The 16,854-nt window shown below is 44.1% G+C and carries 19 protein-coding genes; 6 read left to right on the top strand and 13 right to left on the bottom strand.

The window, feature by feature from the left end:
- Positions 1-139: 139 nt before the first annotated feature.
- From WS42_RS05565 to WS42_RS05605, 9 genes are all read right to left on the bottom strand, one after another.
- Entirely contained in the window at positions 140-1,273 is a 1,134-nt protein-coding gene (locus tag WS42_RS05565) for a FecR family protein (RefSeq protein WP_046450828.1), read from the bottom strand.
- Between the two features lie 87 nt (positions 1,274-1,360).
- Positions 1,361-1,978 (bottom strand): RNA polymerase sigma factor, encoded by a 618-nt coding sequence (locus WS42_RS05570; protein ID WP_046450829.1) that lies wholly within the window; start codon positions 1,976-1,978, stop codon positions 1,361-1,363.
- A gap of 17 nt (positions 1,979-1,995) precedes the next feature.
- On the bottom strand, positions 1,996-2,757 hold the full coding sequence (locus WS42_RS05575) for a TPM domain-containing protein (RefSeq protein WP_013613217.1): 762 nt from the start codon (positions 2,755-2,757) through the stop codon (positions 1,996-1,998).
- Positions 2,758-2,759: 2 nt separating this feature from the next.
- On the bottom strand, positions 2,760-3,197 hold the full coding sequence (locus WS42_RS05580; RefSeq protein ID WP_046450830.1) for a TPM domain-containing protein: 438 nt from the start codon (positions 3,195-3,197) through the stop codon (positions 2,760-2,762).
- 3 nt (positions 3,198-3,200) lie between these two features.
- Positions 3,201-3,791, bottom strand: coding sequence for a LemA family protein (locus WS42_RS05585; protein WP_046404527.1), 591 nt, complete (start codon positions 3,789-3,791; stop codon positions 3,201-3,203).
- 122 nt (positions 3,792-3,913) lie between these two features.
- Positions 3,914-4,987, bottom strand: coding sequence for a DUF4934 domain-containing protein (locus WS42_RS05590; RefSeq protein WP_162613263.1), 1,074 nt, complete (start codon positions 4,985-4,987; stop codon positions 3,914-3,916).
- A gap of 27 nt (positions 4,988-5,014) precedes the next feature.
- Positions 5,015-5,959 (bottom strand): calcium/sodium antiporter, encoded by a 945-nt coding sequence (locus tag WS42_RS05595; protein WP_046402744.1) that lies wholly within the window; start codon positions 5,957-5,959, stop codon positions 5,015-5,017.
- Positions 5,960-5,973: 14 nt separating this feature from the next.
- The gene (locus WS42_RS05600) at positions 5,974-6,903 is read right to left on the bottom strand and encodes a DUF3137 domain-containing protein (RefSeq protein WP_046402742.1); all 930 of its coding nucleotides are present in this window, start codon (positions 6,901-6,903) and stop codon (positions 5,974-5,976) included.
- A gap of 9 nt (positions 6,904-6,912) precedes the next feature.
- Positions 6,913-7,464, bottom strand: coding sequence for a LemA family protein (locus WS42_RS05605; RefSeq protein WP_046402740.1), 552 nt, complete (start codon positions 7,462-7,464; stop codon positions 6,913-6,915).
- Between the two features lie 108 nt (positions 7,465-7,572).
- On the opposite strand from WS42_RS05605, the gene WS42_RS05610 reads away from it, so the two are divergent.
- Positions 7,573-8,184: a LysE family translocator gene (locus WS42_RS05610; RefSeq protein WP_013613224.1), complete on the top strand. Its 612-nt coding sequence runs from the start codon at positions 7,573-7,575 to the stop codon at positions 8,182-8,184.
- A gap of 6 nt (positions 8,185-8,190) precedes the next feature.
- Here WS42_RS05610 and WS42_RS05615 read toward each other — a convergent pair whose 3' ends face one another.
- Positions 8,191-8,559 (bottom strand): YccF domain-containing protein, encoded by a 369-nt coding sequence (locus WS42_RS05615; RefSeq protein ID WP_046450832.1) that lies wholly within the window; start codon positions 8,557-8,559, stop codon positions 8,191-8,193.
- Between the two features lie 115 nt (positions 8,560-8,674).
- On the opposite strand from WS42_RS05615, the gene WS42_RS05620 reads away from it, so the two are divergent.
- The 4 genes from WS42_RS05620 to WS42_RS05635 all read left to right on the top strand — a co-directional run bounded on the left by WS42_RS05620 (position 8,675) and on the right by WS42_RS05635 (position 12,182).
- Positions 8,675-9,196 carry a hypothetical protein gene (locus tag WS42_RS05620; protein ID WP_013613226.1) on the top strand — a complete coding sequence of 174 codons (522 nt, stop codon included), beginning with the start codon at positions 8,675-8,677 and terminating at the stop codon, positions 9,194-9,196.
- Positions 9,186-9,593 (top strand): phosphoribosyltransferase, encoded by a 408-nt coding sequence (locus tag WS42_RS05625; RefSeq protein ID WP_013613227.1) that lies wholly within the window; start codon positions 9,186-9,188, stop codon positions 9,591-9,593. The genes WS42_RS05620 and WS42_RS05625 overlap by 11 nt, the downstream gene beginning before the upstream one ends.
- A gap of 58 nt (positions 9,594-9,651) precedes the next feature.
- Entirely contained in the window at positions 9,652-10,581 is a 930-nt protein-coding gene (locus WS42_RS05630; RefSeq protein ID WP_046402736.1) for a DUF362 domain-containing protein, read from the top strand.
- Positions 10,582-10,664: 83 nt separating this feature from the next.
- Positions 10,665-12,182 carry a 4Fe-4S binding protein gene (locus WS42_RS05635; RefSeq protein ID WP_046450833.1) on the top strand — a complete coding sequence of 506 codons (1,518 nt, stop codon included), beginning with the start codon at positions 10,665-10,667 and terminating at the stop codon, positions 12,180-12,182.
- Between the two features lie 31 nt (positions 12,183-12,213).
- On the opposite strand, the gene WS42_RS05640 is transcribed toward WS42_RS05635, so the two are convergent.
- From WS42_RS05640 to WS42_RS05650, 3 genes are all read right to left on the bottom strand, one after another.
- On the bottom strand, positions 12,214-13,890 hold the full coding sequence (locus tag WS42_RS05640; protein ID WP_013613230.1) for a SulP family inorganic anion transporter: 1,677 nt from the start codon (positions 13,888-13,890) through the stop codon (positions 12,214-12,216).
- A gap of 244 nt (positions 13,891-14,134) precedes the next feature.
- Positions 14,135-14,389 carry a hypothetical protein gene (locus WS42_RS05645; RefSeq protein WP_046402733.1) on the bottom strand — a complete coding sequence of 85 codons (255 nt, stop codon included), beginning with the start codon at positions 14,387-14,389 and terminating at the stop codon, positions 14,135-14,137.
- Entirely contained in the window at positions 14,382-15,596 is a 1,215-nt protein-coding gene (locus WS42_RS05650) for a BACON domain-containing protein (RefSeq protein ID WP_013613232.1), read from the bottom strand. Before WS42_RS05650 ends, WS42_RS05645 begins: the two co-directional genes overlap by 8 nt.
- Positions 15,597-15,876: 280 nt before the next feature.
- On the opposite strand from WS42_RS05650, the gene WS42_RS15370 reads away from it, so the two are divergent.
- A partial coding sequence (locus WS42_RS15370) for a site-specific integrase (protein WP_286728330.1) occupies positions 15,877-16,854 on the top strand: 978 nt, incomplete at its 3' end.

Genomic DNA, 16,854 nt, shown 5'->3' on the forward strand with positions numbered 1-16,854 from the left:
TCGTTTACATTCCATAAATTTGTATTTTAAGGTAAAACAATCCGACAGCCTACAGTTAGCTTTGTCCGCTGTCTTTTTATCTGATTGCAGCTGGGAATGGTGGTACATTCCCGGCTGTTTATTTTGAATAAACGAACATTTATTTTACCGTCACGGTCCGGCCTTTGATGATGAAACGGGCGGTGGAAATTTTTTCAAAATAGTGGAAAAGTTCCGATACCTCTTTATATCTGGTCATCATACCTGACAGGTGAATATTTTTAGTTTGCTCGTTGAGGTAGAATACGTCCAGATCGTACCATCTGGCTAATTTATTCATGATCGATTCCAAGGACTCGTTTTGGAACATGAAATTTCCGTCTTTCCAGGTGATATAAGGTAAAACATCCACTTCTTCAATCGTTAGTTTCCCGGAGGAGGTATAGGCTGCCTTTTGGGAAGGGTTTAGGTGAGTCTCCTGGTCGTGGTGGCGGATACTGACGCTACCGCTGACCAGAACGGTTTCGATGTTGTCTTTATTTTGAGTACTGATATTGAATTGGGTACCATATACTTTGACTTCAATATCGCCGACTTCGACAATAAAAGGCTGTTTTTCATTTTTAGCAACTTTAAAATAGCCTTCTCCCTGAAGTTTTACTCTTCTTTCCAGGCTTGAGAAAACTGTTGGGTATCGGAGTTCTGTCTCTGCATTCAACCATACTTCGGTCCCGTCTGCCAGTTTGATTTTGAATTCTCCACCTCTGGGGATTTCGAGTCGGTTTATCAGGTTTGCAGTCGAAATGTTGGCTGATTCTGCGTAATTCAAGACTCCTTCATTGGAAATACGGATTAGTGTTCCATCTTTTTCCTTTAACTCCTGCGAAGTGGTGTTTACGGGAATCGCAGTTCCGGAAGAAAGATGCAGAATCGCCTTTGACGAACCCGGATGAATCGGAACTTCGGCTAAAGTCGGAATCAGTGAAGGGGTATGGATCAGGTAAAAGGAAAGTCCGCCTCCGAGCAGAATCAGGGCGATGGCTGCAACTCGGATAAAAAGACGGCGGATATGACGCCGTTTCAGACAGGATGCAAATTCAATATATTGACCTTGAATACGGCCGGATTGGATAGCAGCCTGAAGGTGAATGTGATGCCGACGGAATCTTTCGAAGTACCTTTGATGTTCAGGATCGTGTCCCAACCATTCTTTCAGAAGCTGTTCTTCCTCTACGGCGTTTTCCTGTAAGAGATGCTTTAAAAGTAATTGATCGATGTTGTCTTTATTTAGCATATCGGTTGCATTTATCCATAGTACGGGAAAATATTAATTTTCATTGAATGGAAAAGACAACTTTTTTTGAAATAGTTGAAAAAATAATTATAATGAATTGGAATTTAATCTTTTGTGTTTTTGGTTTTTTATCTTTTTTTTGTCGGATAAAAGCAAAAACAGGATGATATTTTGGGTTATATCGGGATAGGCCTGACGAATTTTTTTGAGGGCGTTGACTAAAAGCGTATTCACCGTAGCGATAGAAATGCCTAGTTTAGCTGCAGTTTCTTTATAATGTAATCCTTGTAAATAGATACATTGCATGATTTGACGGCTTCTTTCGGGAAGCTTATCGATTTCGTTTTTGACCCGGGCCAATACTTCTTCTTCCAGGGTATCGTATTCTTCCCAGGCTTTGTCGGAAGACTTCAGATCGGTAGCATGGCGCAGGGGATCTTTTTTTTCCATCCGGTCAAATGCCAGATTGCGTACAGAAGTGTAAAGAAAAGATTTGAAGGTGGTTGCTTGTAGGGAGGTTTGGGTCCTTTTTTCCCATAAACGGATAAAAAAGTCCTGTACCAGATCTTCCGACTGGGGAATGTTGTTCAGGAAAGAAGCCGCCCATAGTACCAAAGGCTTGTAATATCTGGTAAACAAATATTCCATGCCTTTCTCCTCGCCTTGATTGAGGAGTGAACATATGGTACTGTCCGGTATTTGCATTATCTGTATTTATCGTTTTACCAGCTTCCACTGGCCCCGCCACCGCCGAAACTCCCTCCGCCGAAACCTCCGAAGCTTCCGCTACCTCCGCTGAAAGAACCGAAATTGCTGCCGCCACCGCCGAAACCTCCGAAAAATATGGGAGGGATTCCTCCACTTCCATGGCTACCTGTGGTATACCCTTTTTTTCTTCGGAAAAACAGAGGCAGGAGAAATAGGATCAAGATAGGAATGATGATCACTTCGGCACTGCCATTTCCGTTTTTGCGGGCATATTGTTCGGCTGTAAATTCCCCACCGGCAAGCTGCATGAGTACATCTGTCGCTTTGTTAATTCCCCGGTAATAATTGTTTTGTTGAAATTCAGGTATAATTTCGTTCCGGATGATTCTCGAAGCGATGGCATCCGGAATGACTCCTTCCAATCCATATCCGACGGCAATGGCTACTTGTCCTTTTTCTGTCCTGCTCTTGGGCTTGATCAGAAGTAAGACTCCGTTGTCTTTTCCTTTTTGGCCGACTCCCCATTTTTCAGCTAAACGCTGGGCATAATCGCTGGGGGCGTAGCCTTGTAGGGTGGGGACGGTTACTATTGCGATCTGGGTGGAAGAAGTGTCGTTAAAATTTCTCAATTTTTGTTCCAATGCTTGTTGTTGCTGTGGACTGAACAGCTGAGTGAAATCATTGACTATCCGTTTGGGGCGCATCGGTTCGGGTAGATCCTGAGCCTGTAAAAAGGAAGTAATGCATATAAAGAAAATAAGGACTGATCGTTTCATGTTTAATTTTTAAATGAGATATCGTCCGACAGTTCGTTGACATCGTCTGCCTGATAGGGAAAAAAAACTTTTAGCTGCTGTCCTGCAGTCAGGACAGCTTCGCAAACTCCCTCGCAAATCTGTCCTGATTTGAATTTTTCTATCATATTGTTTTTTATGTCATCCCAAAAATGGTCCGGCACTTTCGCATTGATCCCTGCATCTCCCAATATCGCCAATTGTTTATCTTCTAATGCGACGTAAATCAGTACACCGTTCCGCAAGGCTGTCTTATGCATTTTCAAGTCGGCAAAGACCTGGGCTGCACGGTCGAGTACATTCTTCCGGCAATGATTTTCGAAATGGATCCGGATTTCGCCGGAAGTATCTTTTTCTGCTTGCCGGATGGCGGCAACCATAGCGGTCTTCTGAGCCGGGGTGAAAAAATCGGATGGTTTCATTGCTCAAAATTCTACTTTAGGAGCATTTTCAGCTCCTGCATTGGCTTCAAAATAGGGTTTGGAGGTGAATCCGAACATTCCGGCTACCAGGTTTCTGGGGAATTGCAGGATGAAAGCATTGTAGCTGCGGGCGACATCGTTGAATTTCCGGCGTTCTACTGCTATCCGGTTTTCCGTTCCTTCGAGCTGGGCTTGCAAATCAAGAAAGTTTTGGTTAGCCTTCAGATCCGGATAATTTTCAGAAATAGCCATCAATCGGGATAAAGCGGAGGATAATTCCCCTTGTACGTTACTTAATTTTTTTAGGGTCGCTTCGTCGAGCTGGTCGATATTCAATTGCATCTGAGTGGCTTTTGCCCGGGCATTGACTACTTCGGTCAGTGTATTTTCTTCGTGTGAAGCATACCCTTTCACTGTATTGACCAGATTGGGGATCAGATCCAGGCGCCGTTGATATTGGTTTTCCACATTCGACCATTGGGCCGATACGGCTTCGCGCATATTGACCATACCGTTGTAAGCCCCTTTAAACCAAAAGAAAATACTCAATACAACTACAGCGATAACGATTAAAACAATGTATCCCTTTTTCATGTGTTTATAAATTTTGTCAATAAAATTTTATGTTTTTTTAAAACAATTATTTCTCACAGATACAAAGTTAATGATTTCTGTGATTTGCCTGTGAAGATAGGCCGAGAAATATTTCTATTGTTTTATAAAGAGGAGGATTTTAAATTTAAAACGACGATTACCGGATTAGCATCTTCGGTCAGGTTGCGGAGGGCTGGGATAGCTGAAAGTTGTTCCGGTTGGATAAAATGAAAGAAAACCGGGGCCGGTAAAACCATCAAACCTTGATTTTCTACTATCTCCCGGGGGATATAGGGTATTGTGTGGTCGATATCGTTGACAAGGGTATCGCATACCGTGGCGGTCCGACGGGTTAAGTCCAGTTGAATCATGTATTGTTTCTGATCGATAACGATGAGATCCAGAACGGTTTTACCTAAGGAAATGAAATTGTGAAAATAAGGGAAGGTGATCGGGTTCGAAAGCGATTTTTTGAATTGCTCCGGGCTTTGATTATGACCGTAATCCAGGGATATTTTACGGGTAATGCCGCTTTTACCCAAAAAATAGAGGGTGTCACTACCGGGACAACTGAATATAACCTCCTGGCTGGAGAAATCGGATAAATGATTGCTCGTACCGAAAGAGATAGAATCGAAAGGACTGATCCGAATTTCGTTTTCCAATTTCCCTTGTTTGTCATATAGGGAGACAGTTCGCCCGTCCGAAATGATAATACTATTCTCCAGTACGTTAAATTCCATATTGAAGGATCGGTTTTGTATCAATGTTTTCAGGTAGTTTCCGTTCTTGTCGTAAGCCATGACGATGTGGCCTTTACCGTTATCGCCCGATACATAGATCACAGAATCACCGATGGAACTTTTTACTTTGAAGATACTGCTGTATTCGTTTGCTCCCCGTCCCCGGTTGTTATGCTGGGAGAGGTATTGCCCGTGGCGGTTGAAAACATAAAGGGTGTTTTCGGCGATAAGATAATAACGGCCGTTATGATAAGTGACCGATTGTACGTTGGCTATCAAAGCGGTATCTGGAGTTTCCAAAGGAATATAACGGATCCTGTCGAATAGTTCGGATAATTGTAATATCTTGTTATTGCTGAGATCGGTGTGAATATCGGCCGGGCTTTGGGGACGAGGTGAGCAAGACAGATACAGAACGATCATGAATAGGAGATATACGATAGGGGTTTTCATAACGGTATAAAAAAACATGCCGGTCTTTTATGATACGATCAATAAAGTCAGATAGGTGATATACAGGGTTAAAAATAAGGCACCCTCCCAGCGGTTGATCTGTCTTCCCTTGCCGGTGAAAACAAAAATAAACAGCAGGACGGAAACTCCGATATTGACCCATAAATCGGTTACACTATCCGTTGTTACCTTCAGAGGGGATATGCCGGCCGAAGCTCCCAGGATCAGGAAGGTATTGAAGATATTCGAACCCACGACATTTCCGATGGCTATATCTGCGTTTTTCTTGCGGGCAGCGATCAAGGAAGTGGCTAATTCCGGCAGGGAGGTTCCGATAGAGATAATGGTCAATCCGATGATTCGTTCCGAAATACCTGCCATCTGAGCCAGACTGACTGCTCCGTCAACCAATAAGCGTCCTCCTCCGACGAGGCCGGCTAGACCTAACAAAATAAAAAGTGCAGATTTCTTCAGGCTGTAAGGTTTTATATTTACTTCTTCGGTTTCCTGACCACCCCGTTGGGCAATAAATAAGGTGTAGGCGATAAAAACGGCAAAAAAGCAAAGTAAACAAAATCCTTCTGCCCGGGTGATGATACCTGCCGGCTCACCGTTCGCCAATATCAGGATAAGAACTGCTGCCAGTACAGCCAGCGGAATTTCAATCCATGTTGTGGATCTTTTGATTCCGATAGGGACGAATAAGGCGGTCACTCCCAGGATTGCCATGATGTTGAATATGTTGCTCCCCAGAACATTACCTAATGCCAACGCAGAACTTCCTTCGATCGATGAAATGATATTCACTACAAGTTCCGGAGTCGAGGTTCCGAAGGCTACCACTGTCAGGCCGATAACGATATTCGGTACTTTCAGCCGATGGGCCAGTGCTGCACCACCGTCGACCAGAAAATTGGCTCCATACACTAAAATAATAAACCCTGCTAATAAGTAAATGATATTTAGTAACATAAATCAATAAAAAGTTAATCTTTGGTCCAAATACGCAGATTCAGGTTTAAATCATGAATAATTTGAAATAAATTGACCAAGGTCCCGAATTCCCGTTTCAGTTTATCCGTATTCAACTGGCATTCCCAAATGTTGGTTTCAAAATGATTCGTTTGATCGGGAATGGCGATGATGACAGAAGAATCTCTGAAACTTACCGTTATTTTCCCCGGAAACCTGGAATCAAGTTCGAGTAATCTTTCCATTAAATTAGGAGTGAGGATGTACCGGGCTTCTACCTGATCTGTAGAAAATACGTCGAACTGCTTTTCAAAGTTCGGATTTTCCAGTTTGACTCTCTGTTTACTCAGGTTGAGTTTAAACCAGGAGTTACGGAAAACGACCGTTTGGCCCTGAAAGTTTTTGTTGAAGTCGGCTATAAAAAAGAAACCTCTGAAAATATCTGTCCAGTGTTCCTGCCTGCGGCCTTTGGAATCGGTCGTGACCCGTTTTTCTTCGGCTATAATTTCCGAACAGATAAAACTGGTTTTATCGATTTTTCCGCAAATCAGATCTTCACTGCGATAACGGTCGGGTGAGGTATTGAATAACTGGCTGTTCATAAAGACCGATTCTGCGATTCCGCTTTCCGGCCGGTAACTTGCTTCCTGGCAAAGATAAGAAATAATGGATGAGATGATATTTTCTTTATAATAAGCACATAATTCTCCCGACTTGGACTGAATGCAAGAAAATAGTACGATCAAGCCGAGCATACATGCTATAAGGATACCCGGCCATCCCCCTCCGATAATCAGGCTGACGACAACTCCTGCGACAAGGGTAATACCTCCCGCTATCAGCCCGTTTTTCGTTCCTTTCGCTTTTAATTGCAACCTCTTGTCTTCTGCTTGTCGGATTCGGGATTGCAATTGTTCATAAATATCCTGAAAGTTTTGTTCCATAACTGTGGATTAAGATCGGAACAATTTTTTTACATCCGGATTCACTTTTTCCTCCTCCGGAATAGCGAATACTTCTTTTTTGGTAAAACTGAACAGATTGGCAATGATGTTGGATGGAAAGGTCATCACCGAATTGTTGTAATCCGTAACAGCTGCATTATAGGTCCGGCGGGAAGCCGAAAGTTGTTCTTCTGTCTCGTTCAGTGTCTTTTGTAGTTGCATGAAATTTTCCGAAGACCGTAAGGCCGGATAGTTTTCAGCTACCATAAAGAAATTATTTTTAGCAGCCGTGAATGCTTTGTCAAAATCTGTTTTTTCTTCAGCTGTGAGGGAGTCGTAGCTCTTCGTCCGTAAATTTGTGATTTTAGCAAACGTCTCTTCTTCGTGTTTCGCGTATTGCTGTACAGTAGCGACTAAATTGGGAATAAGGTCGAATCTTTTTTTCAGCATGACATCGATCGAACCGAAAGCGTTGTCGACATTGTTTCTTTTTCGGGTCAGCGTATTGTAAGATATAATGGCATACAGGAAGATAATACCCAGGATAATCAGTGAAATCATGATCGATGGATTTTAATGGTTATTGATTAAATTATTCTCACAAAATTAATTTTTTTTGATTATTAGCATTAATTTTAGCTGAAAATAATTAGAATCTGATTTATAGTTATGAACCTTTGGGGATTTATTAGTGCGGCAGTGCTGCTGACTTTGATGCCGGGACCGGATATACTTTTTGTGATTACACAGAGTATCACCCGGGGACGAAAGGCCGGGATGGTCTTTGCCGCCGGATTGTGTACCGGCTTGATCGCTCATGTAACGGCTGTCAGTCTGGGTGTTTCGATTTTGCTGATGAGTTCTCCTGTAGCTTTTACGATGTTGAAGTTTGCCGGTGCTGCTTATTTGTTGTATCTTGGAGTAAAAGCTTTTCTGGCCCGTCGGGAGAATCATTTCGAGTTGTCGGGAGACGCTGCTGTCAGTGGAAAACTATACCGGAAAGGGATACTGATGAATATATTGAATCCTAAGGTAATCTTGTTTTTTCTGGCTTTTTTTCCGCAATTTATAGATAAAGGGATAGAAAATCCCATTCCTCAGATGTTATTGTTAGGGCTTGTTTTTATGGTTCAGGCTTTCCTGATTTTTTCAATGGTAGCTGCTGTGGCGGATCGGTTAGCTCGTCGCTTGATGCAAAACCCTAAGGTGGCTTTGGCGGTGAATGTGGCAGAATCTTTGATTTATTGTGTCATCGGAGTCAGCATATTGTTTGTAAGATAAAAGGTTTTATTTTACATCGTGTCCGAAAGGAGTGAGTGCCAGTCCGGCTAATTTGAAATGTTGCATTCCGAATGGGATACCGATAATCGTAATACAAAACAGGACTCCCCAAAAAATGTGCGATAGGAAAATCCAGATTCCGCCTATAAAAAACCAGATGATGTTCATCAGGGTAGAAAGGCATCCGTGGGGCGATTCTTGGTGTACGATCTCGCTTCCGAAGGGCCATAATGCCAATATACCGAGTTTGACTGTCTGGAGCCCGAAGGGAATACCGATGATTGTGATAAATAATCCGATACTGGCGATGAAATATTCGACGGCGACGAAGATTCCTCCGAATAGTAACCAAATGATATTTCCTAAAATTTTCATGTTCCAAAGATAAGCATTGTTTTTTTTAATTTCAATCGGAAAAAAGTATAGCGATTGATCAAAACTATGAAAAATTTGTATATTTGAAGTGGTTAAATTTTAAATATGCACTAAAATGATGATCGTATCTCAATTTCGTCAGTTAAATCTTTCTGTTGTGAATGTCCGGACCTATTTGTTTGCGGTCCTTTTTGTCGGAGGAAATATGCTGCTTCCCCAATTGTGCCATTTAATGCCGGATGGAGGTAAAATATTTTTACCGATCTATTTTTTTACTTTGATCGCTTCTTATAAATTCGGTTTGAAAGTGGGTATACTGACTGCTGTATTGTCACCTTTGTGTAATCACCTCTTATTCGGGATGCCGCCGGCAGGGATGTTACCTGTTTTGTTGGTAAAATCTACGTTACTGGCTTTGGTGGGAGCTATTGTAGCCGACAGAAGTCAACGGGTTTCTTTATTGCATGTCGCTGCGGTGGTGGTGGCCTATCAGGTGCTCGGTGGTATAGCCGAATGGTTGATCGCTTCGGATTTGTCTGCTGCATTGCAAGATTTTAAAATCGGATTCCCGGGAATGTTGTTGCAAGTGGTGCTTGGCTGGGTAATCCTGAAAGGGTTGGCTAAATATGAATGTTAAGACTTTTGAGGAAGTAAGACAGCGTTTTCTGGAGATTACTTTCGAAGAACGATTCGATTTGATTGTTGCTGTTGCGAATGGAGGTATTATTCCGGCAGCGATGCTGAATCAGCGTTTGAATCTGGATATGCAGTTGCTGAAATTGCATTTAAGGGATGCCGATCAAAAACAATTGTACGACCGGCCCCGGTTGTTAGAGGAAATCCGGTTCGAGGTAAAAGGGAAAAAAATATTATTGGTAGAGGACCGGGTAAAAACCGGAACAACCTTGAATTATGCCCGACAGTTGTTGCTCGGTGCGGGGGCTGCTGTAGTGAAGACTTTTGCTGTCAATGGGAATGCCGACTATTGCCTGTATAATGAAATGTGTTTTCGTTTTCCATGGCGGACGGATTAAGGAGTTGTTCGTGCGTATGATGGGCCTTATAACTTTACGAACTTTATAAACAGACTTTATGGATCGTCGAGAATTTTTAAAGACACTAGCCTTGACAGGGGCTGCTGTGACAATGAAGTGGGATGGGGTGATGGATATCATGGCACAAAATACTTCTCAGGCCGGGGGATGCGATTTGGTCGCCGTAATGGGTGGTGAACCGGCAGAAATGTTCCGGAAAGCAATCGCTGAATTCGGAGGTATGGGGAAATTTGTCAAAGCCGGACAAAAAGTGGTTGTCAAACCGAATATCGGTTGGGATAAAGTGCCCGAATTGGCAGGAAATACCAATCCTGAATTGGTATCTGAAATTATTAAGCAATGTTTCGATGCCGGTGCAAAGGAGGTGGTTGTGTTCGATCATACTTGCGATGACTGGCGGAAATGTTATAAAAACAGCGGAATCGAAGAGGCTGCCAAAGCGGCCGGTGCTAAGGTGATGCCGGCACATGAGGAATCTTATTACCGGGAAGTGGAACTACCTAAGGCCAAAAGCCTGAAAACAGCTAAAATACATTCGGCTATTTTGGATTGTGATGTGTGGATCAATGTTCCTATTTTGAAAAATCACGGTGGGGCTAAAATGACCATTTCGATGAAAAATCATATGGGGATTGTCTGGGATCGCGGATTTTTCCATCGCAATGATTTGCAGCAATGTATCGCTGATATTTGCACAATCAGTAAGCCGGCGGTATTGAATGTCGTGGATGCTTACCGTCTGATGAAAACCAATGGACCGCGCGGAAAATCAGAAGCCGACGTGGTGCTGGCCAAGGGGGTGTTTATGTCGCCGGATATTGTCGCTGTAGATACGGCAGCTACTAAGTTTTTCAATCAGGTGGAAAAGATGCCTCTGGAGGTGGTTGGACATTTGGCTAAAGGAGAGGAGCTGAAAATCGGTACGATGGACATCAATCGCTTGAAAGTGAAGAGGATTAAGATTTGAAAAAAAGGTAAAAAAGCTAAAAGCAAAAAGCTAAAGGCTAAAAGCAAAAGGCTAAAGGCAAAAGGCTAAAGGTGGGGGATGTTATGCTAAAAAAATTACGTGTTTTGTTTGCGGTAGTCATGGGGGCCGTGATTACCTTTTATTTCCTGGATTTTGCCGGTTTAACTACAGGATGGCCTAATCTGGCACGGATACAGTTTGTCCCGGCCTTATTGGCGGGGAGTTTCGGTATTGTATTGATCCTGCTGGTGGCGACACTATTATTCGGGCGTATTTATTGTTCGGTGATTTGCCCGATGGGTATTTTTCAGGATGTCGTAGCTTGGATAGCGAAGAGAATAAATCGTAAAAAGCATTATCGTTATACCCGTGAAAAACGCGTTTTGCGTTATGGGGTGTTGGGAATAGTGGTGTTGGCTTTTTTACTCGGTGCTACTGTTTTGTTAAGCCTGCTCGATCCATATAGTGCATTTGGACGGATGGGGGTAAATGTTTTCCGGCCTGTTTATTTGGCTGTAAATAATTTGCTGGCCTGGGTATTCAATAGTTTCGGTAATTATACATTTTATCATACCGATATTTATGTATTGAGTATGGCCTCTCTTTTCATCGGGCTCCTGACTTTCTGCGGGATTGGCTGGTTGGCCTGGAAGTATGGCCGTACCTGGTGTAATACTGTCTGTCCGGTAGGAACATTATTGGGTTTTTTATCGCGTTATTCTTTTTGGCAGATCCGGATAGAGGCCGATGCCTGTGTTTCATGTGGGCTTTGTGAGCGGCAATGTAAGGCGGGATGTATCGATAGCAAGGCCAAAAAGGTAGATCAGAGCCGTTGTGTGGACTGCTATAATTGTCTGTCGGTTTGCCATAAGCATAGTATAAAATACGGATTGGGGTGGAAGAAAGGGCGGAAGACGCCGGAAAAGCCGGTGGATACTTCTAAGCGGCAGTTTGTGGCTACCGTAGGGGCTTTGTCTTTACTTCTTCCCAACAAAGTGCTGGCTCAGGGAAAGGCTGTCGTTAAAACCAATAAATCCTGGCAAAGAGAGCATCCGTTGAGCCCTCCCGGTTCTCAAAGTGCAGAGCATTTATTGAAACATTGTACGGCTTGTCATCTTTGTGTCACCAAATGTCCTTCGCGTGTGTTGAAACCTGCCTTTATGGATTATGGTTTAGGGGGGATGATGCAACCGAAAATGGATTTCGGTCATGGTTTTTGTAACTTCGATTGTACGGTATGTTCTGAAGTGTGTCCGAACGGGGCTTTATTGCCGCTTACCAAAGAGGAAAAGCATAAGCTGCAGATGGGACGGGTGGTTTTTGTCCGCGAAAATTGTATCGTCAATACCGACGAGACCAGTTGCGGGGCTTGCTCCGAACATTGTCCTACTCAGGCCGTGACTATGATTCCTTATAAAAATGGTTTGACGATCCCTTCCGTGAATCCCGATATTTGTGTCGGATGCGGGGGATGTGAATATGTCTGCCCGGTACGTCCGTTCCGCGCCATCTATATTGAAGGGAATCCGGTGCATCAGGAAGCTAAACCTTTTCAGGAAGCAGAGAAAAAAGAGGTAATACTCGATGATTTCGGATTCTGATGCAGACCGGGGTGTCTGAAAAGTCAGCGCTTTAACTTTTCAGACATACTTCCGCCCGTTTCAATGCTTCGTGAATGTTACTGCAAATATTTTCTTCGCCGATGGTTCGGGCAAAGGAAGATTTGACCAAAGTTGCACGAACCTGTTCGTTTACTCCGGAGAGGATGACCTGTATTTTTTCTTTCGTAGATAAACGGTAAAGGCTTTCCAGGTTGTGCAGCCCTGTCGTATCCATAAACGGTACTTTGCGCATCCGGATGATACGAATGCGGGGTTTGTCGCCGATGGTTTTCATACATTCGTCGAATTTATTGGCGACACCGAAAAAGAACGGGCCGTCGATTTCATATACTTCGACTCCTTGCGGTACGATCAGTTTTTCTTCTTCATGGTAGATTTCGCCCTCGTTCGACAGATCGAGCTGATCTTTGGCAACCGTGATATGCGTTACTTCGCTCATTCGTTTCATAAAGAGTACCAGGGCCAGTAACAGACCGATTTCTATGGCGATGGTCAGATCGAAAATGACGGTCAATAAGAAAGTAGTCAATAATACAGCGACATCCGATCTGGAGTTTTTCATCAGTGATTTGAATGTACGCCATTCGCTCATGTTGTAAGAAACGATAACCAAAACGCCGGCCAGGCAAGCCATCGGAATATGTTTGGTCAAGGGGCCGAGGAACAAGAGTATCAATAATAATACAACGGCATGGATCAAACCGGCTACAGGAGTTTTGCCGCCGTTATTGATATTGGTCATGGTCCGGGCAATTGCTCCGGTGGCTGGAATCCCTCCGAAGAAAGGAACTACGATATTGGCTGCTCCCTGGGCTATTAACTCTGTATTGGAATTGTGTTTATGTCCGGTGACTCCATCTGCTACGGTGGCCGATAATAAAGACTCGATGGCTCCCAGAATGGCGATGGTGAAAGCTGCCGGCAGAAGCTGATTGATGGTTTCGATATTAAACGCTAAGCCGTTGGGAGTCGGCAGGCTGGCATTGATCTCAAAACGGTCGCCGATGGTTTCCAGGCCGGTGATATTCAGGTGATGGCGTAACAGATAACTGATAACGGTCATGACAATGATGGCGATCAACGAACCCGGTATTTTTTTAGAAAACCGGGGAGTGACGATAATGAGCAGGATACTTCCGATTCCTACCCCTAGTGCAATCCAGTTCGTTGTGTCGAAACTGTGGAAATAAGCAATCCATTTGGAGATAAAATCGGCGGGCACTTTGTCCATGGTTAATCCGAACAGATCTTTGATCTGAGTCGTGAAAATGGTAAGTGCAATACCACTGGTAAATCCGACGACGATCGGATAAGGGATAAAGCGGATGATTGTGCCTAGTTTAAATACTCCCATCAAGACCAACATGATTCCGGCCATAACGGTAGCGATCGCCAGACCCTCGATACCGAATTGTTGAATAATACCATAAACGATAACGATAAAGGCCCCAGTCGGTCCTCCGATCTGTACGTTACTCCCTCCCAGGAAGGAAACGATAAATCCTGCGATTATGGCTGTGATCAGACCTTGTTCGGGACTTACCCCCGAAGCAATACCGAAAGCGATGGCTAATGGAAGAGCAACGATTCCGACAATAATTCCGGCCATCAGGTCGGTAAAGAATTTTTCTTTCGAATAATTTTTTAGGGTATCGAATAATACCGGTTGAAAATCAATCCGTTTCATGACTAGCACACTTTTTTTATAACAAGCTGCAAAATTATAAAATAAACTTTAAATAAAGAATGTCCGGCGCTAACAAAGTTGACTTTATGATGTAAAAGCCGTTTGATCGCCGGTCAAAGTGAATCATATCAGACGCTTCCCCGGTTGTTATGGCGAAATAAAGAAACCCTATCTTCTCTATATGAAGCGAATCGGCTTTCAGCGGGAAGATAGGGGAATGATTCCGATCGATGAAACGATAGAATCAGTTTGCGTCGATGTAGCTGATGGTGTGAATACGTTTACTGCTTACCTGGTGTTGGCCATCGTAAGTTGTAACGGTGATTTCCCGGATATAGCCTTCGTTGTCTGTCCGGTATTCGAAGACATGTTCGTCATTGTTGTACCCGTCTTTTTCTTTGCTCATCAGGTAAGCACTCCGTTTTCCGAAACAGCCGAAGGCTTTTATGCCTGATTCCTCGAATGCCAGGCAATCCAACCATGCCGTAGAATTATTCATAAATGATTTCACATTCCAGTTTTTCTTCTGCATCGGTCTTGCCCTGCGCGGACTCCCATTTGCTGTAGATTTGGACCACATATCCTTTAGAATCGGTTACATAGCGATAAGTAGTCGTGCCATTGTCTTTATTCCACCGGTCTCCCGAAGTAGTTACTTTTTTTATGAACCGGGCAGGAACATTACCGTTATAACCAAATAAAGTCAGATCTTCACCCGCCAGTTCTTCCGGGTAATATTGTAGTTTTATTACCGATGGTAATGGCCGGATTTCATCCAGATCGTAATATTCGAATTCCGAGGTGATGATATCGTTGGAAACATTGTCTTCCGGATAGTAATGCATGGTTTTCACCACTCCGTTTTGCCAGATATAAGTGGTGACAGTCGAATCGAGAACTTCGACGGTTGCTCCTGTATTTCCTTCCTGATCGACACTTCCCATCGTAATCGTATATCTTTCGATATATTTGGTCATATTGCCTTCTGAGTCGTAGTACCAGGTGTCACAATCGAAATTGTCGGTTTCCGCCCTTGCTTTGCCGATACGGCCTTCGGATAGCGAATAGGTTGTTGTTCCTGTCGTATAACTGTCATTGTAAGCTTGGGTTTTCTTGACGATCCGGTCTTCTGAGTAAGTCAGAGTCGTCACGTATTCTGTTTTTTTCTGACCGGAGATTTCTTTATACAGTGAGTATTCTTGTACACGTCCTTGTTCATCGTAGGTAAATACGATGTGATTCGGTTCGCCGTCGGTGGAAGTAATGATTTCAGAGATTTTACGTACTCCATCGGCCGGAGAATCTTCATCCGGCACCTCTCCGTTTTCAGTTTCTCCTTTTTGTTCGATGATGACCGTGATCGTCGTACCTCCGCAAATGATGTGGATCGTCGCTTTTCGGTCAGTACCGGTGTAATTGGTGGATAAGGCGAGTTTAATGGTGATTTCGCCTGCTTCGCCACTGGCTGGATCGAGACTTACCCATTTTTCTACGGTTTCCGTTGCTTTTGTTGCTGTGTAGTCGACTTCGGTATGCCAGGCTTCTGTCGCTTCGAACCGGATGGTTTTTTCTGTATCGTCGGCGTAAGCTGTCTGGTTTTGCTGATCTTTGTCGATGACAATAGAAGAGGGACCTCCGTTATCGTCATGGCAAGCTGCCATAAATAATGAGGCCAGCAGAAATAAATGGAATAAAATTTTTTTCATGATGTTTGAGCTACTATCTAACTCCGGGATAGTGATTCGTTAATATAAAGAAAGCGTGGAACTGCAATATATGATATTCGGGGAGCCGGATACAGCCCGAAATGAAAAAAAGAGCTAAACATCTGCAAATATAACCATTGATTTTCTGTACTTTATATGGTATCTGATTCGGGAACGACTTTTTAATTTATCTTAATCCGTTGCAAGATTCTTCGGGATATATGGGAACATTTACGGGAATTTGTTATACCTTTGCCGCATAACCGAAAAAGCAACGTGAATGAAAGTTTCCGTCTATCTGAAAAAGTGTTCCCCCGAGGCCTCGAACATCTGCTTCCGGGTCAGGGATAAGAATGTGGACATAAAGGTCGTTTCCCCACTTGAAGTGCAGGACAAGTATTGGGAATCCGATACCCTCAGCTACAGACGCACGACAGCCGTGCCTGCCGCCGAGCAGAAACGGCTGCCGGAACAGATCGCCTCCATCATCGAGCGGGCGGAGAAGACCTTTTCGGACAAGGCGGACAGCAGGTGGATGAGGCAGGTCATCGAGGATGTGCTGTACCCTGCCCGCGCCTTCGAGCGCAACCACCCGAACCTGCTCGCACGTGTCCACGAGTATCTGGAGAAGTTTGACGGTGCGGAGAGAACAAAAGAGCATATCGTCCGCTTCGAGCGCAAGATGTCCCGCTATCACGACTACCGCCGGGAGATACTGGGCGAGGCGGACTTCACCCTCTTCGTGGAGACCGTCACGCTGGAGCAGATGAACGCTTTCCGGGATTATGTGGTGAACGAGTACAAGCTGCGGCAGGAACACCCCGACTTCTATGCTCCCCGCATGCTCATCAACCACAGACCGAGGCCGCTTTCCGGTACGACCGTCATCAACATCATGAACCTGTTCTGCACCTTCCTGCACTGGTGCAAGAAGATGAAGTATTCCGACAATGAGGTCTATGTGCTCTACGGCTGCAAGGAACCTACCTACGGCGACCCGTTCTTCCTCACTTCCGAAGAGAGGAATATCCTCTACGATGCGGACTTGAGCGACTGCCCGAAATTGGCCGTCATCCGTGACATCTTCGTGTTCCACTGCTATGTCGGCTGCCGAGTGGGCGACCTTTACCGTCTCACAAGGGACAATATCAAGGACGGTTTTCTGGAATACATGCCGCAGAAGACGAAGAAATGTCAGGCGAAAACTGTCAGGGTGCCGCTGCACGAAAAGGCGTTGAAGATACTGGAACGATACGAT

This window comes from Odoribacter sp. N54.MGS-14 (genome assembly GCF_000980295.1).
GTDB classification, from domain to species: Bacteria; Bacteroidota; Bacteroidia; order Bacteroidales; family Marinifilaceae; genus Odoribacter; species Odoribacter splanchnicus.